Origin of the sequence: Oceanimonas aquatica (genome assembly GCF_030732065.1) — a bacterium.
Taxonomy (GTDB): Bacteria; Pseudomonadota; Gammaproteobacteria; order Enterobacterales; family Aeromonadaceae; genus Oceanimonas.
In genome coordinates this window covers 21,861-43,961 of record NZ_JAVBHX010000016.1, presented here as the reverse complement: position 1 = coordinate 43,961, position 22,101 = coordinate 21,861, and the positions used below count along the sequence as shown (strand labels likewise).

The window sequence follows — 22,101 nt, the reverse complement described above, 5'->3', positions numbered from 1 at the left end:
TTGCCAAATCGAGACCAATGAGCGTAATGTTCATAGTGGACACCTTTTGTGGATATTTGAGCCTCAACCCAAATATGGCGCATCGCGACGCCGGTTACACAAGAGGTGTCCATCTCATCATCCATGGCATTTTATGGTCGGCTACGGCAATCCCCACTGCTACTTCGGGTAGCATCGGTGTCGCCTGCATAACGGCAGTCAGCACCGAGCGTGCCGAGGAGGGCAAAGGGTGGGTTTATGGCGTGCCGGAGAAGCAGTGCGCTTTGGCCGACAGTAGTGCACGCTCCGTCAAACCTTTTTGAGGCTGGCTGCTGAGCAGAGTGTTCAGCTTCCGGCTTTGGCTTTAATCGCCGACACCACCGCTCTTAAACCGTTGCCCCGGGACGGGCTCAGGTGGTTGAGCAGTTGTAGTTCTTCAAAGTAGGCATCCATATCAAAAGCGGCGATCTCGGCGGCGGTCTTGTTGCTGAGGGCCGCCAGTACTACCGCCATCAGCCCCTTGACGATGCGGGCGTCGGAGTCGCAGTGAAACTGCCAGCGCCCCTGTGCATCCAGCCCGGCCAGCAGCCAGGCCTGGCTTTCGCAGCCGTGAATGGCGTTGGCATCAACTCTTTCTTCTTCTGCCAGAGGCGGCAACTGCTTGGCCAGTTTGATCAGCTGCTTATAGCGGGCCTCCCAGCCGTGGGCGGCGGCGAGCAAGGCGCGAACCTCGGCGTCGGTGATCTCGGTACCAAAGGGATGGGTCATTACAGCAGCTCCCGGGCCTTGTCGATGCCGGCCAGCAGGGTAGCCACGTCATCGGCGGTGTTATAAAAGGAAAGCGAGGCGCGTACCGTGCCGTTTTTCAGCCCCAGCGCCTGCATCAGCGGCATGGCGCAGTGGTGACCGGTGCGCACGGCAATGCCCTGCATGTCGAGCAGGGTAGCCAGATCCTGCGGGTGTACTTCGTCCATGGTAAACGACACGGCCCCGGCCCGAGGCCGGCCAATGACGCGAATGTCGTCCATGGCGGCCAGGCCATTCAGCAACTGTGTCAGCAGTGCCTGTTCGTGGCGCTGTAGTGCGGCTCTGTCCAGGCCCTGCAGGTAATCCACCGCCGCCCCCAGGGCAATGGCACCGGCAATGTTGGGGGTGCCCGCCTCGAACTTGAACGGCGGCGCGGCAAAACTGGTGTGCTCGAAACTCACGGTTTTTATCATCTCGCCGCCGGTCTGCCAGGGCGGCATTTTCTCCAGCCACTCGGTGCGGCCATACAGCACACCGATGCCGGTGGGCGCAAACATCTTGTGGCCGGAAAAGGCGTAAAAGTCGCAGCCCATTGCCTGAACATTCACCGGAAAATGCCCCACCGCCTGGGCACCGTCAATCAGGGTGATGGCACCCACGGCCTTGGCCATGGCAATTAGCTCGGCCACCGGATTCAGCTGCCCCAGGGCATTGGAGACATGGCCGATGGCCAGCAGCCGGGTGCGCTTGTTAATCAGCTGCTCGGCGGCGGATAAGTCCAGCTCGGCGCTGTCGGTAAGGGGAATGACCTTCAGTATGGCGCCGGTGGCGGCCGCCACCTGCTGCCAGGGCACGATATTGGCGTGGTGCTCCGAGGTGGATACCAGTATTTCGTCACCGGCGTTCAGAAAATGCCGGCCAACACTGAAGGCCACCAGGTTAATGGCTTCCGTGGTGCCGCGAGTCCAGATGATCTCGTTGGGCGAGGACGCATGAATGAAACGCGCCACTTTTTCCCGGGCCTGCTCAAAGGCACGGGTGGCCTGACCGCTCAGGGCGTGGGAAGCCCGGTGCACATTGGCGTTGGTATCCCGGTAGTAATGGTTGAGCGCATCCAGTACGGCTTGCGGTTTCTGGGTGGTGGCGGCGTTGTCGAGATACACCAGCGGGTGGCCGTTGACGATTTGCGCCAGAGTAGGGAAGTCGCGTCTGAGTACTCGAATATCCACGATCATGCATAACCATAAGAAAAAACTGTCAGGATCATGGGCCAAAGCCGGGTCGATGACAAGGCACCCTTCACCCGGAGCGGCCATGGCGTTAAAATCACCGACCGTTTAATGCCGAGGAGCCGCCATGAAACTCAACCCCGCCCAGGACGACGCCGTACGCTACATTGCTGGACCCTGCCTGGTGCTGGCCGGCGCCGGCTCCGGCAAGACCCGGGTGATCACCAACAAGATCGCCTACCTGGTGCGCCAGTGCGATTATTCCGCCCGGCACATTGCCGCCGTCACCTTTACCAACAAGGCGGCGCGGGAAATGAAAGAGCGGGTGGCCCAGACCCTGGGCAAGCGTGAAGCCCGCGGCCTGATGGTGTCCACCTTTCATACCCTGGGGCTGGAGATCATTCGCCGCGAGCACAAGACCCTGGGGCTGAAAGCGGGATTTTCCCTGTTTGACGATCAGGATCAGCTGGCGCTGATCAAAGAGCTGACCGAAAAGGAGCTGGACGGCGACAAGGAAAAGATCTCCCGGTTGCTGAGTACCATTTCCAACTGGAAAAACGATCTGGTGCTCCCCCCCCGCGCCGCCCGCCTGGCCACCGACGCCGAAACCGTGCTGTTTGCCCAGTGCTACGAGCGCTATCAGCGCCACATGAAAGCCTACAACGCACTGGATTTTGACGATCTGATCCTGATGCCCACCCTGTTGCTCAAGACCAACGCCGAAGTGCGGGCCTGGTGGCAGAACAAAATTCGCTACCTGCTGGTTGACGAATATCAGGACACCAACACCAGCCAGTACGAGCTGGTCAAGCTGATTGCCGGCGAGCGTGCCCGTTTTACCGTGGTGGGGGACGACGATCAGTCCATCTACTCCTGGCGCGGTGCCCGGCCCCAGAATCTGGTGCTGCTGAAGGAAGATTACCCCAGCCTCAAGGTCATCAAATTGCAGCAGAACTATCGCTCCCGGGGGCGTATTCTGCAGTGCGCCAACATTCTGATCGCCAACAACCCCCATGTGTTCGAGAAGCAGCTGTTCTCGGAAATGGAATACGAGGCCTCGGTACGAGTGCTGTTTGCCAAGAGCGAAGAGCATGAGGCGGAGCGGGTGGTGGCCGAGATAATGGGCCACAAGTTCATGAACGCCAGCAAGTTCGGCGAATATGCCATTCTGTACCGGGGCAACCACCAGTCCCGGTTGCTGGAAAAGGCACTGATGACCAACCGCATTCCCTACAAGATCAGCGGCGGCACCTCGTTTTTCTCCCGCGCCGAAATCAAGGACATCATGGCCTACCTGCGGCTGCTGGTGAACCCGGACGACGACAACGCCTTTCTGCGGGTGGTGAACACGCCCCGGCGGGAAATTGGCCCCACCACCCTGGAAAAACTCGGCACCTATGCCAACGGTCGGGGCAAAAGCCTGTTCGCCGCCAGCTTTGAGCTGGGGCTGGAGCAGACCCTGACCGGCAGAGGGCTGGTAGCGGTGCGCGCCTTCAGCGACTGGCTGGTGCGCCTCGGCGACGAAGCTGCCCGGGGCAATGCGGTGGAAGCGGTGCGCGACATGATCAAGGATATTCATTACGAGGAATGGCTGTACGAAAGCTCGCCCAGCCCCCGTGCCGCCGAGATGCGCATGCAGAATGTCTCCACCCTGTTCAAGTGGGTCAGCCAGATGCTGGAAGGCTCGGATCTGGAAGAAGCCATGACGTTGCCTCAGGTGGTTACCCGTCTGACCCTGCGCGACATGATGGAGCGGGGCGAAGACGAGGATGACGGCGAACAGGTGCAGCTGATGACCCTGCACGCGTCAAAGGGCCTGGAGTTTCCCTTTGTGTTTATGGTGGGTATGGAAGAGGGTCTGCTGCCCCATCAGAGCAGCATTGACGAAGACAATATCGAGGAAGAGCGGCGGCTGGCCTATGTGGGTATTACCCGGGCCCAGCAGGCGCTCACCTTTACCCTGTGCCGGGAGCGGCGCCAGTACGGCGAAACCATTCGCCCCGAGCCCAGCCGTTTTCTGCTGGAGCTGCCCCAGCAGGATCTGGACTGGGAGCACAACCGCAAGCCCCAGAGCGAGGGTGAGCGCATGCAAAAGGGTCAGGCCGGCGTGGCCAGTCTGCGGGCCATGTTTGATAAAAAATCATGAGCAGTGAAGGGTAAGGGGTGAGGAGCACCGGACAATAAAAAAGCCGCATTGCTGCGGCTTTTTTCACTGCCTGAGCAGGCTACTCAGATGGCGTTCATCATGTAGTCAACGGCGTTGGCAATCTCTTCATCGGAGCAGTTGCCACAGGCACCACGGGCCGGCATGCCGTTAAAGCCGTTCAGGGCGTGATCCAGCAGGGTATCGCGACCCTTGGCGACGCGCGGACCCCAGGCATCGGCATCGCCCTTGATGGGGGCGCCGGCGGCACCGGTGCCGTGGCAGGCGGAGCAGGCGGCAGTGTAGACGGCTTCGCCGCTGCGGGGCTCGGCGGGCTCGCCGCTGTCACCGGCGGCGGCAGTATCGATGATACCTTCCAGATCGGCGGCGGTGTATACGCTGCCCACCGGCTTGGTGCGCTCGGCAATGGCTTCAGGCGACATATCATTGGCGGCGTAGGCCATACCACTCAGCGAAGCAGCGGCAACACCGGCAAGCAACAGGTTTTTAAACAGGCTCACCTTTTCATTCTCCCAGTTGGCTTTCATTATTTTCCGTTAAACTCGGCGAGTATACCCCAAGAATCGTGGTCATTAAATGCGCCGGGCGGCGAATATCCCGATATTGGACCGGGGTTTAGCACATGGGCTTTATGTTATGATGTAGATTGTCTTGATATCAAAATGGCTTCCAGGAAGAACCAAGAACAATGAACGACAACCACACGCAATCTACCGACGCCATCATGGATCAGATTGATCGCATCGTGACCCTGTGGCAGCGGGCCCGCCCCGATCTGAATTTTGACAGTACCGAAGTTATTGGCCGGGTGGTGCGGCTGGAATACTTCATTACCCGCCGGGTATTGCAGGATCTGGCCCGTTTCGATCTCAATGTGGGCGAGTTCGACGTACTGGCCGCCCTGCGCCGGCACCCGCCCGGCTTTCAGTTGTCTCCCAACCAGCTGCAGAGCATGGTGCTGATCTCTTCCGGCGCGCTCACCAACCGCATCAACCGGCTCGAAAGCCGGGGTCTGGTCACCCGGGCTCAGGCGGATCACGACCGCCGCGGCGTGATCGTAACCCTCACCGACGCCGGTTTCAGCGTGGTGGAAGAGGCGGTTAAAAACCACCTGGCCGCCGAGGCCGAGCTGGCCGGCGCCCTCTCCGACGAAGAGCAGCAACAATTTGCCGCCCTGTTAAAGAAAATGCTGCTGACGGTGGAAGACTGAGGCATACCTCACCTTTTTGGTACTCGATTGGCGACATTTCTTTTTGAAGCGTCGCCAATTTTTCATTCCCTGCCAATACTTGGAGTAAGTTCGCGGCGGCGATGTCAGTGCCGCCGCGGCATTTTGCCGAATCAAGGAGGTGTTATTCGATGAAGCTGTATTACAAGCCCGGCGCCTGTTCGCTGGCGCCGCACATAGTGCTGTGCTGGCTGGAATCCCCGTTTGAGCTGGAGCTGGCCGATACGCGGGACCCGGAGTTTCTCAAGATTAATTACATGGCCGCGGTACCGGTGCTGATGACCGACGACATGGGGGCCCTCTACCAGAACAGTGCCATTTTGCGTTATCTGGCCCGATTGCCAGATGGCGAGCATCTGGGGCCAGGGACCGATCCCGTGCTGCAATATCAGTGCGATTACTGGCTGAGCTTTCTCAATGCCGATGTCTATAACGCCTTTGTGCCGTTTTTCGCTCCCCAGAAATACACCTCGGATCGCAGCTTTGCCGCTCACGATGCCATCAAGGCGGCTGTGCCCGCCCGCGTGACGCCCTTTCTGCAACGCATGGACAACCATCTCGCCAGCCGCACCTGGTATATGGACGAGCACCGAAGCATTGTCGATGCCTGTGCCTTTGCCTATGAATACTGGGCCACGCAGGTGCTGCCTCAGGGGCTGACACCTTATCCGCACCTGGCCCGTCACTTTCAGGACATGAAGGAAGACGCGGGTGTGCGCCGGGCCCTCGGCGAAGAAGGACTCAGTCTCTGATACCCGGCACCTAGCGTGTCACAATCAACGCCGTGCCAATCACGGTGGCCAGGGCGCCTAGCCAGGCGCCACCGGCCGGACGCCGTTTCATAATCAACCACAGCAGCGGCAGCACCAGCACCGGGCTAACCGAGCTCAGCATGGCCACCATGCCCACCTCACCATAACGCAGCGCCAGCAAAATCAGTGTCATGCCCACGCCCATGGCCAGAAAGGCGTTCAGCGCCACCATGCCGAACACCGGCCAGTTAATGCGTTGCAAGGGTCTGGCCACCGCCAGCCCGGCCCACAGCAGTGCCAGGTGTGCCGCAAAGGCCATGGTCATGCGCACCGCCGAGGCTGCCACCGGATCCACATTGCCCTCCATGGTGGGTTTGACCATCAGGGTCGCCACCGACTGGCACAGGGCCGACACCAGCCCAAGCGCGATGCCCGGCCAGGGACTGCCGTTATCCTGCTCCCAGGCATGGGTTTCGCTTCCGCGTTTGCCAAAGAAGATGGCGGTCATCACGCCGCCTACCAGCAGCACGCCGCCGGCCAGGGCCCGGCCACCAATGCGCTCATCAAACAGGGCAAAGCCCAGCACCACCGAAAACAACGCATGAGTGGCAAACAGCACACTGGCCCGGCGCGGCCCCAGCCGGTTCATGGCGGCATAGAGGGCGGTGTCACCGATAAAAATGCCAATCAGCCCCGACGCCGCCATCACTCCCAGGGCCGGTGAATCCAGACTGGCCCAGCCGCCGGTGACCAGGGCCGCGGCCCACAGCATGAGGCTGACGCAAAACATGCGCCAGCGGGAATAGGCAAAGGCGCCCAGGTGGCGGGCGGCGCTGGCCGAGAGCAAACTGGAGATGGCCCAGCAGGCGGCGGCGGCCAGGGCGAGAAAATCGTAGGAAAACGGCATGTGGCAACAAGCAAAGAAGGAAAGGCGTGAGTCTAGCAAGTTTTGCGGTCAGGCCAAGGCCAATTGCACCGCCGCCGCCGAGGGGGTTTAATAGCCGGTCAACCCGTTCGCACACAAGGGCCTGCATGCGCATTCTGCACACCTCCGACTGGCACCTGGGCCAGCATTTCATGGGCAAAACCCGGATCATTGAGCACGCCGCCTTTCTCGACTGGCTGGTGGCGCAGGTAGAGCATCACCAGATCGATGCCGTGCTGGTGGCCGGAGATATTTTTGATACCGGCACCCCCCCCAGCTATGCCCGCGAGCTTTACCACAACTTTGTGGTGGCCATGAGCCGCACCGGTGCCAGCCTGGTGCTGCTGGGCGGCAATCACGACTCGGTAGCCATGCTCAACGAATCCCGGGCCCTGCTGGGTGCGCTGAATGTGCAAGTGATCCCCGGTGCGCTGGCCGAGCCGGAGCAGCAACTGATTACTCTTGCCAACCGGGCCGGCGAGCCTTCGGCGGTGCTCTGTGCCATTCCCTTTCTGCGCCCGCGGGATCTGCTGGAAAGCCGCGCCGGCGACAGCGCCGATGACAAGGGCCGGGCCCTGCAACAGGCTATTGCCGGGCACTATCAGGATTTGTTCGAGCGGGCACAGGATCGCTGCGCTGCGCTGGGCGGTGAGCTGCCTATCGTGGCCACCGGCCACCTCACTACCGTGGGAGCCAGCAGCAGCGACTCGGTGCGGGAAATTTACATCGGCACCCTGGAGGCCTTTCCTGCCAGCGCCTTTCCCGCCGCTGACTACATTGCCCTCGGGCACATTCACCGGCCGCAAAAGGTGGGCGGATGTGAGCATATTCGTTACAGCGGCTCGCCGCTGGCGCTGGGGTTTGATGAAACCGGCCAGCAAAAGGAAGTGCTGCTGGTAGAGCTGACCCCGTCCGGCCTGCAAGAGGTTACACCGGTGCCGGTACCGGTGTTTCAGCCCCTGGCGCGGGTCACCGGCAGTCTGGCAGAGCTGGAACACCGCTTGCCCGAGGCGGCGGCCATGAGCACGGCCGAGCGCCCGGTGTGGCTGGAAGTCACGGTCACCGAAGACGATTACCTGAGCGATCTGCAGCCCAGAGTGCAGGCCCTGTGCGAGGGACTGAACGTGGAGGTGCTGCTGGTACGCCGGGGCCGGCACGAACGCAGTGCCACCCTGGTGGCCGAGCAGAAGGAAACCCTGAGCGAGCTGACGCCTGAGCAGGTGTTTGAACGGCGGCTGGCCGCCGAGGAGCTGGCGCCGGACGAACATGCCGAGCTCAACGGCCTTTATGCCCGCATAGTGGCAGACTTGAAGGAGCAAGCATGAAAATACTGAGCCTGCGGCTGAAAAACCTCAACTCCCTGCAGGGCGAGTGGAAAATCGACTTTACCCAGTCGCCCTTTGCCGACAACGGCCTGTTTGCCATTACCGGCCCCACCGGCGCCGGCAAAACCACTCTGCTCGATGCCATCTGCCTGGCGCTCTATCACCAGACCCCGCGCATGAAAACCGTGTCCGCCGGCAGCAACGAGCTGATGACCCGGCACACCGCCGACTGCCTGGCGGAAGTGGAATTTGAGGTCAAAGGTGAAGGTTATCGTGCCTTCTGGAGCCAGCGCCGGGCCCGGGGCAAGGCCAACGGCAAGCTGCAGGCCCCCCGGGTGGAGCTGGCCAGGCGGGATGGCGAAATCCTTACCGACAGAATCAACGACAAGCTCAAGCAAACCGAAGAGCTCACCGGCCTCGACTTCGGCCGTTTCACCAAGTCCATGATGCTGGCTCAGGGGGGCTTTGCCGCCTTTTTGCATGCCGATGCCAATGAGCGCGCCGAACTGCTGGAAGAGCTGACCGGCACCGACATTTACGCGCGCATTTCCCAGCGGGTGTTTGAGCAGACCCGGGACCACAAGCAGGCGCTGGCCCGGCAGGAAGCGCAGTTGCAGGGCATGGCCCTGCTGAATGAAGAAGAGCGCCAGGCCATTGAGCAGCAGCGCGAAGAGGTGGCCCGTGAGCAGGCCGAAGGCCAGCAGATGCTGCAGCAAGCCCGGGCCGCGTTGCAGCACCGGCAGCAGTGGGATCGGTGCGAGCAGCAGCTGGCTCAGGCAAGCCAGGCACACCAACGAGCGCAGGCGGCGCTGAACGAGGCGGCCCCCGAGCAGCGCAAACTCGAGCAAAGCGAGCCGGCGGCCCGGCTGCAGCCGCACTGGCAGCAACGGCAGCAGCAAGAAACCTCACTGCAGGCGCTGAACCGCCAGATAATCGCGCGTGAAGCCGGGCTGAGCCGCCTGACTGCAGAGCGCAATCAGGACTGCTGGCAGGGGCTGTCGTTCAGCCATCAGCATCATCAGGCCCTGCTGACCCGGGATCAGGAACTGGAGCAGCAACTGCATCAACTGGCCGATGCCATGGCCGCCAATGCCGCCGGTGAACGGCTGGGCGAGCAACTGGCCGGCTGGCGGGCCAGTGTAGAGCAGCTGAACCGGCTGCAGCAGCAGGCCGGCAAGGCAGGCTCCCGGCAGCAGCAACACCGCGCAGAGCAACAGCGGCTTGAGCGTGACCAGCAAGCACTGGTGCAGCAACAGCAGGCGGCGGAGCAGGAAAGACGGCACGCCGATACGCTCTTCCGGCAACAGCAACAGGCGCTGGCACAGGTGCTGGGGAATGACAGCGAGCCGGTGCTGAAAGCCCGGCTGCAGCAGTTGCGCGGCCAGCAGCCGCAATGGCTGGCGCTGCAACAGGGGGCCGAGCGGCTGCAGGAGTTGCAGCGTGAACAGCAGCAGGAGCAGCAAACGCTGGCCCGGCTTGAGCCCGAATGGCAGCAGGGTGAGCAGCAACTGGCCCAGGTGCGCGAGCATTACCGCTCCCTCAAGGAGCAGGTGCGCGACAAGACCCGGTTGCTGGAGCAGGAAAAAGTCATTCGCTCACTGGAACAGCACAGGGCGCAGTTGCAGCCCGGCGAGGCCTGCCCCCTCTGTGGCAGCGAGTCTCATCCGGCCATAGAAGATTATCGCCACCTGGATAACCGCACCGCGACCGAACTGCAGCAAAAACAGGTCGAGCTGGATGCCACCGAGCAGCAGGGGCAGACGCTGGGTACGCGGCAGGCGGAGCGCAAGGCCGCACTGGAGCAGCTAAACCGGCGTTTGCACGACCTCGGCAACGCCATTGCCCGCCAGACCGCCGAGCACCACAGCATACTGCAGGAGCTGGAGCTCTCCGCGGCCGGCTGGACGGAACAAGTCGACGAGCGCCGGCAGCAGCTGGCCCGGCTGGAACAACAGAGCGAACAGCTCGACCTTGCCAGGACCGCCCTGAACCAGGCAGAGCAGGCCTTCCAGGCGACAACCCATCAGGCCGGCGAGCTCAAACACCGGCAGCAGTTGCTGGCCCAGCAAGGCCACACGCTGCAACAACAGGTACAACAGCTGAGCGACGAGCTGCAGGAGATTGAGCACCAGCGCGATGAGCTGGAGCAGGGACTGACGGCCAGCGTTGGCCACAGGCCCGAACACTGGCCAACCTGGTTACAGCACACCGAGCAGCAATGGCAACACTGGCAGCAACAGCAGCAAGCCGCCGGCAAGCTGAAGGAAGCGCGCCAGCAACTGGCCACCGATCTCAGCGAGGCGGCCAGTCTGGCCCGGCGCTGGCAGGAGCGCTGGCGAGGGCTGGGTCTGGCCGATGGCGAGCCGGTAACGGCCGCCGATCCTCTGGCGGCAGCCAACGAGGCGGAAACCCGGCTTGCTTCACTGAACGACGAGCTGCAGCGCCAGAGCGCCGTACTGGAGCAGGAACGCCGGCAGCAGGCCGAACAGGAACGAGAGCTGGCCGAGGCGCGCAGCGGCTGGCAACAGGCCCTGGCCGCCAGTCCCTTTGCCGACGACGCCGCCTTTCTGGCGGCGCTGTTGCCCGATGATGAGCGCCGGCAGCTGCAAACACGGCTGCAGGCGCTGCAGCAGGCGCTGGCACTGGCTGGCGACCGGCTGGCTCAGGCCGAGCAGGCCTGGCAGCAACTGGGTGACACTGCCCCTGAGCCCCTTGAAGCCTTGCAACAGCGAGAAGCTGTGCAGCAACAGGCATATAATGCCCGGCAGCAGCAACTGGGCCGGCTGGACGAGCGGCTGGAGCACGACGCCGCCCAGCGCAGCCGGCAGCAGGCACTGCTGCACGAGATTGAGCAGGCCCGCTGCCAGCTGCAGCGCTGGGAGCAGCTCAACAGCCTGATTGGCTCTGCCGATGGCGCCCGTTACCGTCGTTTTGCCCAGGGCCTGACCCTGGAGCATCTGGTGTACCTGGCCAATCGCCGGCTGGAGCGGCTGCACGGCCGCTACCGGCTGGCCCGCAACAAGAGTGCCGAGCTGGAGCTGGCGGTAATCGACACCTGGCAGGCGGACGTGACCCGGGATACGCAAACCCTGTCGGGGGGCGAAAGCTTTCTGGTGAGCCTGGCGCTGGCGCTGGCGCTGTCGGATCTGGTGAGCAGCAAGACCCGCATCGATTCGCTGTTTCTGGACGAGGGCTTTGGCACCCTGGACGCCGACACCCTGGAAGTGGCGCTGGATGCGCTGGATGCGCTTAATGCCAGCGGCAAGATGATCGGCGTGATCAGCCATATCGAGGCGCTGAAGGAGCGGGTGCCGGTACAGATAAAACTGAGCAAGGGCCAGGGCCTGGGCCTCAGCCGGCTGGCACCGGAATTTGCGTTTAACGGTAAGGGGTGAGGGGACCGGAATGAGGAGAAAAAGCCGGGGAAGTGTCTGTGGGTTTCCTTGCTCCTCCATCCTTACCAGAAGGCAATAAAAAAGCCGGAGCACTGCTCCGGCTTTTGGTATCACGCTGGCGCTTATTCGCCGGTGATCAGTGCCGGAATGCCCGGCAGCATGCCCACGGCAGCCATGATGGCCAGCAGAATGACAAAGGTGATGCCCGGAATCACCCAGCGGTCCATCAGGCGCAGTTTCTTGCCCCGCTCCTTGTCGCCAATCAGGCCCAGGTTGTCGAGCAGCATGGTCATGGACCAGCCGAACACCGGGTTAACAAAGGCGGAAGCGAATACCACGATACCGGCCGACTGGCTGCTGGTGGTGTTACGGGTCATCTGCATGCCGGCTTCCAGCAGCGGCATGAACACACCCACAATCAGTGCTACCCGCAGTACCGGCGCCCATACCGCCAGATCCATGGGGTAACCCCAGAGCGCGGCCACCACACAGAGCACACCGGTGAGCACGGCGCCGGCGGGAATGGGACGCTTGGCGATGGCGGCGGGGATCATGTAGGTACCCCAGGAAGACGCCAGGTTACCACCACCCAGTACGCTGCCCACGGCCTGGCGTACTGACGCCACTGACATGGTGTCGTCCACGTTCATCAGCACCTTGGTGGCCTTCTTCGGGTAGTTCAGCTCCTGGAACACCCGGTGACCCATAAAGTCGGGGGACCACATGGCCACTGCCAGCACGGCGAAGGGAGCCACGCTGATAAAGTGATGGAACTCGGGCCAGCCCATCTGCCAGCCGGTGTTCTCGCCCCACCAGTAGGACGGGCTCAGGTGCGGCATGCCGGGCTCGGTCACGAACTCAAAGGGGGCGCCCAGGGCGATGGCGATGAGAAAGGCGATGCCGGAGCCGAGTGGAATCGACAGCCAGCGCATCTCCAGCCGGGCCAGCAGGGCATACATGATGATGGTGGCCAGGATCACCACAAAAGCGATGTGGCCCATCTCCAGGCCGTTGGCCCAGGCGGTGAGCGCCTTGATCTGGCTGAGCAGCCCCATGGCACCCAGGTAAATCAGCAGGCCGCCGCGCACCCCGTCACTGGTAAGCGCCATCAGCTTGCTGCCGCCCTTGCTGATACTGAGCAGCAGCCCCAGCATCCCCACCATTAACCCCAGTGCCAACGGGTGACCGCCAGACGCCACAATCAGCGGGATCAGCGGAATCATGGGGCCATGAGTACCGGCCAGGTTGGCGTTGGGGTTGACAAAACCCGAGAACAAAATCACGAACAGCAGCGCCGCGATAAGCATTTCAAAGCGAACGTTTTCCACTACAAAGGCGTCGCTCAGGCCCAGCGGCCCGGCAAAGGCGGCCACCACGGCGGCGACCATGACGATTTTGCCGATGGTTGCTGCCAGTGCCGGCACAAAATCTTCCAGCTCAAAGCTGTAGTCGCGAAACGGCAGGTTGATCCCCCAGCGGCGGGGCGACATGATGGACAATTCGTGCTCAAGGTAGGCAGCCCGGCTGTCGAAGTCACTGCGGGGCTTGCGTTGCGAGCGGTAGGTCTGGGATGGTGCATCAGACATGGTCATCTCCTCGATGAATAATACTTTCCCTGTTTAAGCGTCTGTCATCCTAAGGCCTGTTAATGGCTGTCACCATTGGACATAAGTCTTAAAACATTTTTGTTACATTTAGGGTCGGTACCAAACGGGCCTTTGTTCACAAGGAGTCGCGAATGATCACCCTGCATTATCTGGAACATTCCCGCGCCCAGCGCATTGTGTGGCTGCTGGAAGAGCTGGAGCTGGACTACGAGCTGGTGCGTTACCGGCGCGATGCCGACACCGGGCTGGCGCCCGGCAGCCTGAAAAAAGTACATGGGCTGGGCAAGTCGCCGGTGATCACCGACGGCAAGCTCACCCTGGCCGAGTCGGGCGCCATTATCGACTATCTGGCCCAGCGTTACGGCGCCGCCACCCTGCTGCCCGCCCGTGATACCGACACCTGGTGGGATTATGTATACTGGCTGCACTATGCCGAGGGCTCGCTGATGCCGCCGCTGCTGATGCGCTTCGTGTTTGAGCGGGTCAAACAGGCGCCCATGCCGTTTTTTGTGCGCCCCCTGGTGGGCAAAATTGTGGCGGGCGTGAACCAGGCCTTTCTTAATGAGCAGATCCAGACCCACCTCAACTTCGTTGCCGATCACCTGGCCTGCCACGAGTGGATCATCGGTGACCGCTTTACCGCCGCCGATATTCAGATGAGTTTTCCCCTGGAGGCCGCCATGCATAGCCCCGAGCTTGCCGACAGCTTTCCCCGGTTGCGGGCCTACGTGGATGCATTGCAGGCCAGGCCGGCCTATCGCAAGGCACTCAAGGCCGGCGGTGACTACCGTTATGGTCCGGCCAATTGATGGGGCAGCATGCAGCCGGTAGCATGAACGCTCATATCAACAACACGGGTTAAGAGAATGAACGAGGTCAAGGATCTGGAAGGCTGGCTGATGCCCTGGCTCAACACCTATGTTCCACAGTTTGCCAAGCTGGCTTATACCGGCATAGTGCTGACGCTGATCGTGGTGATGTCTCTCGCCATTCACTTTGTGCTGCACCGGGTGGTGCTGCGCTGGGTGGAAGGCCGGGCCCGTGGCGCCCGGCGCATCTGGCGGCGGGCCTTTTTTGAGCGCAAGCTGTTTGGCCGGCTGGCGCTGACCCTGCAGGGCATCATCATTTATATGCAGGCCGGTCTCTGGTTGAAAGAGGGCACCCTGTTGCAGCCTTCAATTCAGACCGCCGCCAACCTGTGGATACTGCTCTTTGCCCTGCTGTCGCTCTATTCCCTGCTCGATGCCGTGCTCGATATCTTTCGTCAGCGTCCGGCCATGCGGGCATTTCCGTTGCGGGGTATTTTTCAGAGCGTCAAACTCATTGCCAGCATTTTTATCGGCTTGCTGATCGTCTCGACCCTGATCGGCAAGTCGCCGGTGATTCTGCTGAGTGGCCTGGGCGCCATGACGGCGGTACTGATGCTGGTGTTCAAGGACCCCATTCTTGGCCTGGTGGCAGGTATTCAGCTGTCCGCCAACGATATGCTGGCGGTAGGCGACTGGCTGGAAATGGGCCGCTATGGCGCCGACGGTGAAGTGATCGACATCGGCCTCACCACGGTCAAGGTGCAGAACTGGGATCACACCATTACCACCATTCCCACCCATGCGCTGATCTCCGACTCCTTTAAAAACTGGCGGGGCATGAGCGAGTCCGGTGGCCGGCGCATCAAGCGCAGCCTGCAGATTGACGCCGCCAGCGTGCGCTTTCTCGACGAAGCCGACATTCAGCGACTGCAGAAATCCTGTCTGCTCGGCGGCTACCTCAATGACAAGCTGCAGGACATTCAACGCTACAACATTGAACAGTCGGCCGACATGAGCTCACTGGTCAACGGTCGCCGCCTTACCAACCTGGGCACCTTCAGGGCCTACCTGGCGGTGATGCTGCACCAGCACCCGCACATTCACCAGCAAATGACCCTGATGGTGCGCCAGCTGGAGTCCGGTAACGAAGGCATTCCCATCGAGATCTACGCCTTTACCAACACCACCAGTTGGGTGGAGTACGAAGGCATACAGGCCGACATCTTCGATCACGTCTTTGCCGTGCTGCCCGAATTCGACCTGCGCGTGCACCAAAGCCCCACCGGCTTTGATCTGCGCATGCTGGCGGGAGGAAGCCCGAATCCGGCCTCGTTCAGACAGGTGGTGTAACCAAAAAGGCCGGGGAATGCCCGGCCTTTTGCTAAGTGCTAAGTGCGGTAATTACGGCTTGTTGGGATGGTTGGGGTAGCTGGCGGTGCCCAGCACGCTGCCGTTCACTTCCTTGCCGTACTGGCTGAAGCCACCGTGGAACTTCTCGGTAGTGTCTTCCAGTGAGCCCTGGTTGCGCGGGTCCTGCGGGCGCTCGTGGGTGTCGAGGAACATGGCTACATCCCAGGCCTGCTGCTCGGTGAGTTTTTCCGGCTGACCCAGGGGCATGTTCTGGTGAATAAAGTAGGCGGCGGTGTTCACCCGCTGCATGCCGGCGCCCCAGTTGTAGGTATCCGGGCCCCATAGTGGCGGGAACACATAACGGTCGTTGACCTTCTGACCTTCGCCATTGGCGCCGTGGCACACCGCGCATTCCTGTTCATACACCTGTTTTCCCCGGGCAATATCGGGGGCCTGTTCCGGCTCCGAGAGTTTGGGGTAGCCCCGGCCCGGGGTTTTGAGTTCGGCGCTGCCGCCCGTGGCCAGATAGGCCTGCGTAAAGGGGAAATCGTCGCGTTTGCCGCCCTTGAGCAGGTCTTCGTCGCTCGGAATGGTCATGCTGGCCGGATCGAACTGTTCGCCGGTGAGGGTGCCCTGAGCCAGCCAGTAGGCGTAGGCGGACAGGTCCACCAGCACCGGGTTCATGTGCTCCGGGGGCGTGCCGTTCATGGAATAGAGGAAGCAGCCCTGAATTCGCTCTTCATAGCTGTTGATGCGGTCGTTCTTTTTGCGATAGGCCGGGTAGCTCATGTAGGCAGCCCACAGCGGGGCGGCGTTTTCCTTTTTGCCGCCGTCCATGTGGCAGTTCACACAGTTCAGGCCGTTGCCCACGAATTCCGGCGACAGCGACTGAGTGTTGACGAAATAGTTGTAGCCGCGTACCACCTTTTCACCAAACTCGCCCTCGGGCAGTTTGTCCCAGCCTGGCGGCGCGGGGTAGTCGCCGGCGGCCTTGCCCACCGGCAGCTCTTCCTGAATGGCCAGCTTGGCGGTGTCTACGGCGTGAGCCGCGGTGATGTTGGCCAGCGACAGGCCCAGCATAATGGCTGAAATTCGGTTCATGTTACTGGCCTCCCAGGCTGGCGAAATAGCTGGCAACGGCGGTGATGTCTTCCGCGGTCAGTTTTTTGGCCACGGGAGCCATAAGGCCGTTGGGATCGGTGGCGCGGCCGCCGCTTTGCCAGGCCTTGAGCTGACTTTCAATGTAGTCGGCATGCTGGCCGGCCAGGTGGGGAAAGACCTTACCCACACCCACGCCTTCGGGGCCATGGCAGGACACACAGCTCGGAATGCCCCGCTGCCAGTCTCCCTGATAGGCCAGCTTTTCGCCGGCGGCCATGCTTTGTGGTGCGGGCTTTTCGCCCCGGAATGCGGGATCTTCAGGCAGGCTCACCGGCAGGCCGGCAAACCACTGGCTTACCGCTTCAATGCCGGTGTCATCCAGCATCATGGCCATGGGTTTCATGATGGCATTGTTGCGCTCACCATTCTGAAAGTGGCGCAGTTGTGCGGCCAGGTAGGAAGCCGGCATGCCGGCAATGGAAGGCGCCACGTTGGCCATGCCGAGGCCCGAGGCCTGATGGCAACTGATACAGGTGGCAGCCTGGGCTGGCATCTCTGCCATTGCAGGGGCGGCACCGGCTCCCAGTAAAGCACTCAGTAGTATGGTTCTGGTCACTGTTATTATCCCCGATGTGGAGTGATATTTATCAGGGCTAATTCTAGAACCCGCGGCGCGGGGCGAGTATACGTATTTCCCACATAAACAACGGGTTCTTTATTGTTTTTAAAAGAAAAAGTGAGTGCTTGAAGCGAGGTGTTCAGGCTGTGTGGTGATCCCGCCACAGCAGCCACAGCCGGGTGTCCAGCTCCAGTTGGTGATAGCCGGGCTCCATATGACAGCAAAGCTGATAAAAAGCCTTGTTGTGCTCCTTTTCCCGAAAATGGGCCAGTTCATGAACCACTATCATGCGCAGAAATTCCGGCGGCCCGTCACGAAACAGGGCGGCCACGGCAATGCTGTTGCGGGTTTTGAGTTTGCTGCCCTGCAGGTGGGCCCGGTAGGTGTGCAGGCCCAGCGCCTGTTTCACCACATTGAGTTTGCTGTCGTAGCGCACCTGGCTAAGCGGCGCCGCCTTTTTCATATAGCGGCTTTTCAGCTCGCTCACGAAGTCGTACAGCGCCTTGTCGTTCTGCACCGCATGGCTGGCGGGATATTTGCGTTCCAGATACAGGCCCAGCCGGCCGTTGGCAAGCAGTTCGGCGGCCTGTTGCTGCAGGGTGTCCGGATAGCCGGCCAGATAATTGGGAGTGTTCAACGGGGCTCTCCGCAGGTTGTCGTGAGCCCCATTATAAGGTGAAAGCGGGCGTCAGGCGTAGCGCCGCCCCAGGGCCACGCAGGCCACCACCCCAAGGCAGATCCATATGGCCTGGGCCGATACCGGCTCACCCAGCAGCAGCGCCGCCAGCCAGAGCGCGCCAAAGGGCTGCAGCAACTGGGTCTGGCTCACCAGGGTCACGCCGCCAATGGCCAGCCCCCGATACCAGAAGAAAAAGCCGATAAACATGCTGACCGAGCTCAGGTAAAGCATGCTCAGCCAGCCCGACAGGGCCACCTCGGTCTGTGGCCAGCTGACCCAGACAATGGGCAGCAGCAACGGCAGCGACAGCACCAGCGCCCAGCAGATCACCTGCCAGCTGCCCAGCTCCCTGGCCAGTCGGGCGCCTTCGGCATACCCCAGCCCGCACAGCACACAGGACAGCAACAACCACAGATCCGCCAGGTGCCATTGCCCCTCGGCCTGGCGGCCGGCGTAAAACAGCACCAGGGCAGTGCCGGCCACGGCGCACAGCCAGAACCCCGCCCGCGGGCGGTGGCGATGTAAACAGGCGCCGAACAGGGCGGTGCACAGGGGCAGCAGGGCGGTCACCAGTACGCTGTGGGTGGCCGACACGGTTTCCAGCGCCACCGACGACAGCAGGGGATAGCCAAACACCACCCCCAGCGCCACCACGCTCAAGCGGACCCACTGGCGTGGCGCGGGCAGGCGCTGGCGGGTTGCCAGCAACAATATGGTGGCAAAGAGCGCACCCAGGGCGGCACGGCCAGCCCCGGTAAACAGCCCCGACATGCCCGCCTCCACCGAGACCCGGGTGGCGGGCAGGCCGGCGGAAAACAGCATCACGGCCAGCACGCCCAGCGCCATGCCGAGCAGGGGCTGAGGGGCCGGAGAGGACAGTGTTTGGGCCTGGTTCATGACAATATCCTGATCACAACAATGGAGTAAGGAAGCGCTTGAGTTTGATCATCATAGTCGCTTTACTACCAGACAATCAGGACACTTTGTCCGGTATTGACCCAAGTGTGCAGGTGATATGGCCATGACAATTTCTGCCGCCGACTGGGCCTTTGACAAGGCCAGTACCGAGCCTTTTGTAGAGCAACTGGTGCGCTGTGCCACTCAGGCCGTGGGCGAGGGCCGCTGGAAACCCGGTGAAAAACTGCCGTCCATTCGTCAGCTGGCAGAACGGCTGGGTGTCAGCCGGTTTACCGTGGCCGACGCCTACGAGCGGCTGGCCGCCGCCGGCCTGGTGGTCAGTCGTCAGGGCAGCGGTGTGTATGTGGCGCGCAGCACGCAAACCCGCCGGCTGGCACTGGAAGTGGATGCCTCCGCCAGCGCCATGGCCCAGGAAGTGATTTTGTTGCGCCGGGTGATGGATACCGAGCGCTTTTCCCTCAAGCCCGGTAATGGCTGCCTGCCCGCCGACTGGCTGGGAGACGGCGATATTCGTTCGGCATTGCGAGAGCTGGCCCGTCAGCCGGCACCGCTCACCGAATATGGCAGCGCTCAGGGCCACCCGGCCTTGCGCCGGCAGTTGGGGTTGCGCCTGGAGCGGCTCGATATTCCCGCCGATCCGGCCCAGATCCTGATGACCTCCAGTGCGTCCCACGGGCTGGATCTGGTGATGCGGGCGCTGGTACGCCCGGGCGACCGGGTGTTGGTGGACGATCCCGGCTTCTATAACTTTCAGGCCTTGATCCGGCTGCACGGCGCCGTGCCGGTGGCGCTGCCCCGGGACGGAGACGGCCCCGGGCTGGCGGCGCTGCGACTGGCGCTGGAGCAGCACAAACCGGTGCTCTACCTGACCAACTCGGTGCTGAGCAACCCGCTCGGCGCCAGTGTCAGCCGCAGCCGGGCGCACCGGGTGCTCAGCCTGCTGACGGAGCGCCGTTGCTGGCTGCTGGAAGATGATATCTACGCCGACTTCGACGTACAGCAAAGCCTGCGCTACGCCAGTCTGGCGGGGTTCGACCGGCTGGTGTACCTGGGCAGCCTGTCGAAAACCCTGTCGGCGGATCTGCGGGTGGGGTTTCTGGTGGCCAGTCCGGCGTTGATCGCCGAACTCACCGACATCAAGCTGATCACCGGCATGTCGACCCCGCCCTCGACCGAAACCATCATGTACCGGCTGCTCACCGGCGGGCGGTATCGTCGTCATGTGGAACAACTGCACCGACGACTCGACGAGGTGCGCGAGCCCACGCTGACGCGCTTTGAATCTCTGGGGTTTGAGGTGATGCACCGGCCGACGGGGGGCTTTTTCGGCTGGTTAAGGCTGCCCGACGGGCTCAGCGCCTCGGGGCTCAGCCGGCGGGCGGCGGAAGAAGGCATTTTGCTGGCGCCGGGACGCTATTTCAGTCATCAGCCCGATGCCGACAGCTACATGCGCATCAACCCGGCCCATTGTCCGGAGGCGCTCTGGCCCCGGCTGGAACGATTGATGAATGAAGTGAGCGACTGAACTCAGGCCAGGCCGATCAGCGCCCGGGCCTGGCGCTCGGCGGAGTGGCCATACACGCCGGCGATCACCTCGTTACGCTGCTGCATTTGAGCACTGTTGTTCGGTGCCGGGCCGGCAGGTTCGGCGGTGTTGGCAGTCGGTGTGGTGGTCTTGTCCTCGCCGGTGTCGTCGGGGCGGGCCCCGGGTTTGTCGCCGGTAGCCGGCTCGTTCTGTTGCTCCCTGAGCTCGCTTCGGGCCTCGGCAATCAGCTGTTCGGCCTGAGCAGCGGCGCTGCGGTCGGCCTGAGAGGGTTCTGCCGGGGCCAGTGCCGCGGCCTTGACCTGCTGCATCTTGTCGATGGTGGCTTCCGGGTCGCCCGGCACCGGCGACATGTCCACCTGTACCGAGCCTTCCACCGCGTACTGCTTGCCGTCGGGGCCGGTTTCATACTCATAACTGGGCGAGCCTGCATGCTGGCCACCCACGGCGGCATGCTGCTGCTCATGGGTACGTACTTCCTGATCCCGCAGTTTGAGATCGTTCAGCTCCAGCACTTCCTCTTCGCTCATGGGCTCGCCGGACGGTTTGCTGGGGCGTGAGGATTCTTCGGCGGCTTGAGGATTGTCTTCGGTGGCCTCGGCGGGCTCGTCCTCGGCCTTTGCGGTACCGCTGTTGTCAGCGGTTTTTTGGCCACGGGCATCGTACAACGCCACGTCATCGCTGCCGCGCTCCCGGCGTTCATCCCGGCCGGCAAAGGCGTCAGCCTGCTCGGCGGGGGCCACCCGCTCCAGCTTATTGTTGTCCTGGCGCGGCTGGCTGCCGGCCAGCGGCGCCGGCGTGAAAATCGGATCGTTGAGCCGGTTGTCGATGTTCATGAGCGCCTCACCAAAGACTTGAATGAATTGTTTGATTATTCATCATTTTGGCCAAACAGGAAAGGGCGCGCGTGCGGTCAGCAACACAGCCGCTGGCGCTCGGGGCGGTTGCCCATTTGAGCCAGCCGGGTCAGGGCCGGAGTTATATAGTCCTGATAGTGGTACTGAGTGTGGCGCAGCAGGGTGTGCGCGGCCTCGCTCAGAGTGGGAGAAATGCGGTAATACACCCACTGGCCTTCGCGGCGGTCGGCCAGCAGGCCGGCCTGGCGCAGCAGTGCCAGGTGGCGGGAAATCTTGGGTTGGGTTTCATTCAGGGCGTGAGTCATTTCGCACACGCACACTTCGCTCTCAGCCATGATCAGCAGCACCAGCTGCAGCCGGGTGTCGTCGGCCAGGGCCTTGAACAGAGGCAGGGGTGAGCTTACCACAGGCTTTTTTCCTGCCGGTCCTGCACCAGCACCAGCAGCTTGATGCGCTCGTAAATTTCCTGAGCCACCTTGGTGGCGTTGGCCTGAGTGCAGCAGGGTGTGTCATCAAAATGCCAGGCCATGTGGCGTGCTGCCGGCACTCCCTGAGCAGCAGGCTCGGCCTGTTCGCACAGGCTGATGACAATATCAAAATACTCGCCGTCCACGGCCTCGAGCCCCTTGCAGCTCAGGCCGTCGGTATTGACCCCCAGCTTGTGCAGGGCGGCCAGGGCGTTGGTGTCCGTTTGGGTGGGCTGCACGCCGGCACTCATGACCCGGTAACGGTCGGCCGCCAGGTGATTGAGCAGCGCCTCGGCGATGGGGGAGCACACGCCATTGCTGTGGCAGACAAAAAGCACGGAAGTCATGGCAAAGTCTGTTTCCTGATGAATGCGCTCATCTTATATACGGACTTTTGCATGTCAACG

General features: G+C 62.1%; 21 protein-coding genes. 9 read left to right on the top strand and 12 right to left on the bottom strand.

Going from position 1 to position 22,101, the window contains the following annotated elements:
- Positions 1–302 (top strand): hypothetical protein (locus Q9290_RS16215; RefSeq protein ID WP_306080683.1); only part of this gene is annotated, 302 nt, incomplete at its 5' end.
- A gap of 22 nt (positions 303–324) precedes the next feature.
- Here Q9290_RS16215 and csdE read toward each other — a convergent pair.
- Positions 325–747: a cysteine desulfurase sulfur acceptor subunit CsdE gene (gene csdE / locus Q9290_RS16210; RefSeq protein WP_306080682.1), complete on the bottom strand. Its 423-nt coding sequence runs from the start codon at positions 745–747 to the stop codon at positions 325–327.
- Positions 747–1,961, bottom strand: coding sequence for an aminotransferase class V-fold PLP-dependent enzyme (locus tag Q9290_RS16205; RefSeq protein WP_306080681.1), 1,215 nt, complete (start codon positions 1,959–1,961; stop codon positions 747–749). The genes csdE and Q9290_RS16205 overlap by 1 nt, the downstream gene beginning before the upstream one ends.
- 121 nt (positions 1,962–2,082) lie before the next feature.
- Here Q9290_RS16205 and rep point away from each other — a divergent pair, with 121 nt between their 5' ends.
- Complete coding sequence (gene rep / locus Q9290_RS16200; protein WP_306080680.1) at positions 2,083–4,101, top strand: DNA helicase Rep; 2,019 nt, start codon at positions 2,083–2,085, stop codon at positions 4,099–4,101.
- Between the two features lie 83 nt (positions 4,102–4,184).
- On the opposite strand, the gene Q9290_RS16195 is transcribed toward rep, so the two are convergent.
- Positions 4,185–4,646 (bottom strand): c-type cytochrome, encoded by a 462-nt coding sequence (locus Q9290_RS16195; RefSeq protein WP_306080679.1) that lies wholly within the window; start codon positions 4,644–4,646, stop codon positions 4,185–4,187.
- Between the two features lie 161 nt (positions 4,647–4,807).
- Here Q9290_RS16195 and Q9290_RS16190 point away from each other — a divergent pair, with 161 nt between their 5' ends.
- Together Q9290_RS16190 and Q9290_RS16185 are read left to right on the top strand one after the other, a co-directional pair.
- Positions 4,808–5,329 carry a MarR family winged helix-turn-helix transcriptional regulator gene (locus tag Q9290_RS16190; protein ID WP_306080678.1) on the top strand — a complete coding sequence of 174 codons (522 nt, stop codon included), beginning with the start codon at positions 4,808–4,810 and terminating at the stop codon, positions 5,327–5,329.
- A gap of 149 nt (positions 5,330–5,478) precedes the next feature.
- Positions 5,479–6,099 carry a glutathione S-transferase family protein gene (locus tag Q9290_RS16185; RefSeq protein WP_306080677.1) on the top strand — a complete coding sequence of 207 codons (621 nt, stop codon included), beginning with the start codon at positions 5,479–5,481 and terminating at the stop codon, positions 6,097–6,099.
- 10 nt (positions 6,100–6,109) lie between these two features.
- On the opposite strand, the gene Q9290_RS16180 is transcribed toward Q9290_RS16185, so the two are convergent.
- The gene (locus tag Q9290_RS16180; RefSeq protein ID WP_306080676.1) at positions 6,110–7,006 is read right to left on the bottom strand and encodes a DMT family transporter; all 897 of its coding nucleotides are present in this window, start codon (positions 7,004–7,006) and stop codon (positions 6,110–6,112) included.
- A gap of 125 nt (positions 7,007–7,131) precedes the next feature.
- Between Q9290_RS16180 and sbcD the strand changes: the two genes are divergently transcribed.
- Together sbcD and sbcC are read left to right on the top strand one after the other, a co-directional pair.
- Positions 7,132–8,349, top strand: coding sequence for an exonuclease subunit SbcD (gene sbcD / locus Q9290_RS16175; RefSeq protein WP_306080675.1), 1,218 nt, complete (start codon positions 7,132–7,134; stop codon positions 8,347–8,349).
- Positions 8,346–11,744 carry an exonuclease subunit SbcC gene (gene sbcC, locus Q9290_RS16170; protein ID WP_306080674.1) on the top strand — a complete coding sequence of 1,133 codons (3,399 nt, stop codon included), beginning with the start codon at positions 8,346–8,348 and terminating at the stop codon, positions 11,742–11,744. The genes sbcD and sbcC overlap by 4 nt, the downstream gene beginning before the upstream one ends.
- A 122-nt stretch (positions 11,745–11,866) precedes the next feature.
- Here sbcC and Q9290_RS16165 read toward each other — a convergent pair whose 3' ends face one another.
- Entirely contained in the window at positions 11,867–13,330 is a 1,464-nt protein-coding gene (locus Q9290_RS16165) for a DUF3360 family protein (RefSeq protein WP_306080673.1), read from the bottom strand.
- Between the two features lie 152 nt (positions 13,331–13,482).
- Between Q9290_RS16165 and Q9290_RS16160 the strand changes: the two genes are divergently transcribed.
- Both Q9290_RS16160 and Q9290_RS16155 read left to right on the top strand, forming a co-directional pair.
- Complete coding sequence (locus Q9290_RS16160) at positions 13,483–14,160, top strand: glutathione S-transferase (RefSeq protein WP_306080672.1); 678 nt, start codon at positions 13,483–13,485, stop codon at positions 14,158–14,160.
- Positions 14,161–14,217: 57 nt separating this feature from the next.
- Positions 14,218–15,510 (top strand): mechanosensitive ion channel family protein, encoded by a 1,293-nt coding sequence (locus Q9290_RS16155; RefSeq protein ID WP_306080671.1) that lies wholly within the window; start codon positions 14,218–14,220, stop codon positions 15,508–15,510.
- 51 nt (positions 15,511–15,561) lie between these two features.
- Here Q9290_RS16155 and Q9290_RS16150 read toward each other — a convergent pair whose 3' ends face one another.
- The 4 genes from Q9290_RS16150 to Q9290_RS16135 form a co-directional block, all read right to left on the bottom strand.
- On the bottom strand, positions 15,562–16,611 hold the full coding sequence (locus Q9290_RS16150; protein WP_306080670.1) for a c-type cytochrome: 1,050 nt from the start codon (positions 16,609–16,611) through the stop codon (positions 15,562–15,564).
- 1 nt (position 16,612) lies between these two features.
- Positions 16,613–17,173: a c-type cytochrome gene (locus Q9290_RS16145; RefSeq protein WP_306080669.1), complete on the bottom strand. Its 561-nt coding sequence runs from the start codon at positions 17,171–17,173 to the stop codon at positions 16,613–16,615.
- A 196-nt stretch (positions 17,174–17,369) separates the two neighbouring features.
- On the bottom strand, positions 17,370–17,867 hold the full coding sequence (locus Q9290_RS16140) for a M48 family metallopeptidase (protein ID WP_306080668.1): 498 nt from the start codon (positions 17,865–17,867) through the stop codon (positions 17,370–17,372).
- Between the two features lie 51 nt (positions 17,868–17,918).
- The gene (locus tag Q9290_RS16135; RefSeq protein WP_306080667.1) at positions 17,919–18,806 is read right to left on the bottom strand and encodes a DMT family transporter; all 888 of its coding nucleotides are present in this window, start codon (positions 18,804–18,806) and stop codon (positions 17,919–17,921) included.
- A gap of 124 nt (positions 18,807–18,930) precedes the next feature.
- On the opposite strand from Q9290_RS16135, the gene Q9290_RS16130 reads away from it, so the two are divergent.
- Positions 18,931–20,352 (top strand): aminotransferase-like domain-containing protein, encoded by a 1,422-nt coding sequence (locus tag Q9290_RS16130; RefSeq protein WP_306080666.1) that lies wholly within the window; start codon positions 18,931–18,933, stop codon positions 20,350–20,352.
- Positions 20,353–20,354: 2 nt separating this feature from the next.
- Here the strand turns inward: Q9290_RS16130 and Q9290_RS16125 are convergent, their stop codons facing one another.
- From Q9290_RS16125 to Q9290_RS16115, 3 genes are all read right to left on the bottom strand, one after another.
- Complete coding sequence (locus Q9290_RS16125) at positions 20,355–21,206, bottom strand: putative metalloprotease CJM1_0395 family protein (RefSeq protein WP_306080665.1); 852 nt, start codon at positions 21,204–21,206, stop codon at positions 20,355–20,357.
- A 77-nt stretch (positions 21,207–21,283) separates the two neighbouring features.
- Complete coding sequence (locus Q9290_RS16120; RefSeq protein ID WP_306080664.1) at positions 21,284–21,634, bottom strand: metalloregulator ArsR/SmtB family transcription factor; 351 nt, start codon at positions 21,632–21,634, stop codon at positions 21,284–21,286.
- Entirely contained in the window at positions 21,628–22,041 is a 414-nt protein-coding gene (locus Q9290_RS16115) for an arsenate reductase/protein-tyrosine-phosphatase family protein (RefSeq protein ID WP_306080663.1), read from the bottom strand. Before Q9290_RS16115 ends, Q9290_RS16120 begins: the two co-directional genes overlap by 7 nt.
- Between the last annotated feature and the right edge of the window lie 60 nt (positions 22,042–22,101).

Bases quoted from the DNA above. Each gene is read 5' to 3' on its own strand.
- csdE (WP_306080682.1), bottom strand. From the start codon at position 747: ATGACCCATCCCTTTGGTACCGAGATCACCGACGCCGAGGTTCGCGCC.
- Q9290_RS16205 (WP_306080681.1), bottom strand. From the start codon at position 1,961: ATGATCGTGGATATTCGAGTACTCAGACGCGACTTCCCTACTCTGGCG.
- rep (WP_306080680.1), top strand. From the start codon at position 2,083: ATGAAACTCAACCCCGCCCAGGACGACGCCGTACGCTACATTGCTGGA.
- Q9290_RS16195 (WP_306080679.1), bottom strand. From the start codon at position 4,646: ATGAAAGCCAACTGGGAGAATGAAAAGGTGAGCCTGTTTAAAAACCTG.
- Q9290_RS16190 (WP_306080678.1), top strand. From the start codon at position 4,808: ATGAACGACAACCACACGCAATCTACCGACGCCATCATGGATCAGATT.
- Q9290_RS16185 (WP_306080677.1), top strand. From the start codon at position 5,479: ATGAAGCTGTATTACAAGCCCGGCGCCTGTTCGCTGGCGCCGCACATA.
- Q9290_RS16180 (WP_306080676.1), bottom strand. From the start codon at position 7,006: ATGCCGTTTTCCTACGATTTTCTCGCCCTGGCCGCCGCCGCCTGCTGG.
- sbcD (WP_306080675.1), top strand. From the start codon at position 7,132: ATGCGCATTCTGCACACCTCCGACTGGCACCTGGGCCAGCATTTCATG.
- sbcC (WP_306080674.1), top strand. From the start codon at position 8,346: ATGAAAATACTGAGCCTGCGGCTGAAAAACCTCAACTCCCTGCAGGGC.
- Q9290_RS16165 (WP_306080673.1), bottom strand. From the start codon at position 13,330: ATGTCTGATGCACCATCCCAGACCTACCGCTCGCAACGCAAGCCCCGC.
- Q9290_RS16160 (WP_306080672.1), top strand. From the start codon at position 13,483: ATGATCACCCTGCATTATCTGGAACATTCCCGCGCCCAGCGCATTGTG.
- Q9290_RS16155 (WP_306080671.1), top strand. From the start codon at position 14,218: ATGAACGAGGTCAAGGATCTGGAAGGCTGGCTGATGCCCTGGCTCAAC.
- Q9290_RS16150 (WP_306080670.1), bottom strand. From the start codon at position 16,611: ATGAACCGAATTTCAGCCATTATGCTGGGCCTGTCGCTGGCCAACATC.
- Q9290_RS16145 (WP_306080669.1), bottom strand. From the start codon at position 17,173: ATGGCAGAGATGCCAGCCCAGGCTGCCACCTGTATCAGTTGCCATCAG.
- Q9290_RS16135 (WP_306080667.1), bottom strand. From the start codon at position 18,806: ATGAACCAGGCCCAAACACTGTCCTCTCCGGCCCCTCAGCCCCTGCTC.
- Q9290_RS16130 (WP_306080666.1), top strand. From the start codon at position 18,931: ATGACAATTTCTGCCGCCGACTGGGCCTTTGACAAGGCCAGTACCGAG.
- Q9290_RS16125 (WP_306080665.1), bottom strand. From the start codon at position 21,206: ATGAACATCGACAACCGGCTCAACGATCCGATTTTCACGCCGGCGCCG.
- Q9290_RS16115 (WP_306080663.1), bottom strand. From the start codon at position 22,041: ATGACTTCCGTGCTTTTTGTCTGCCACAGCAATGGCGTGTGCTCCCCC.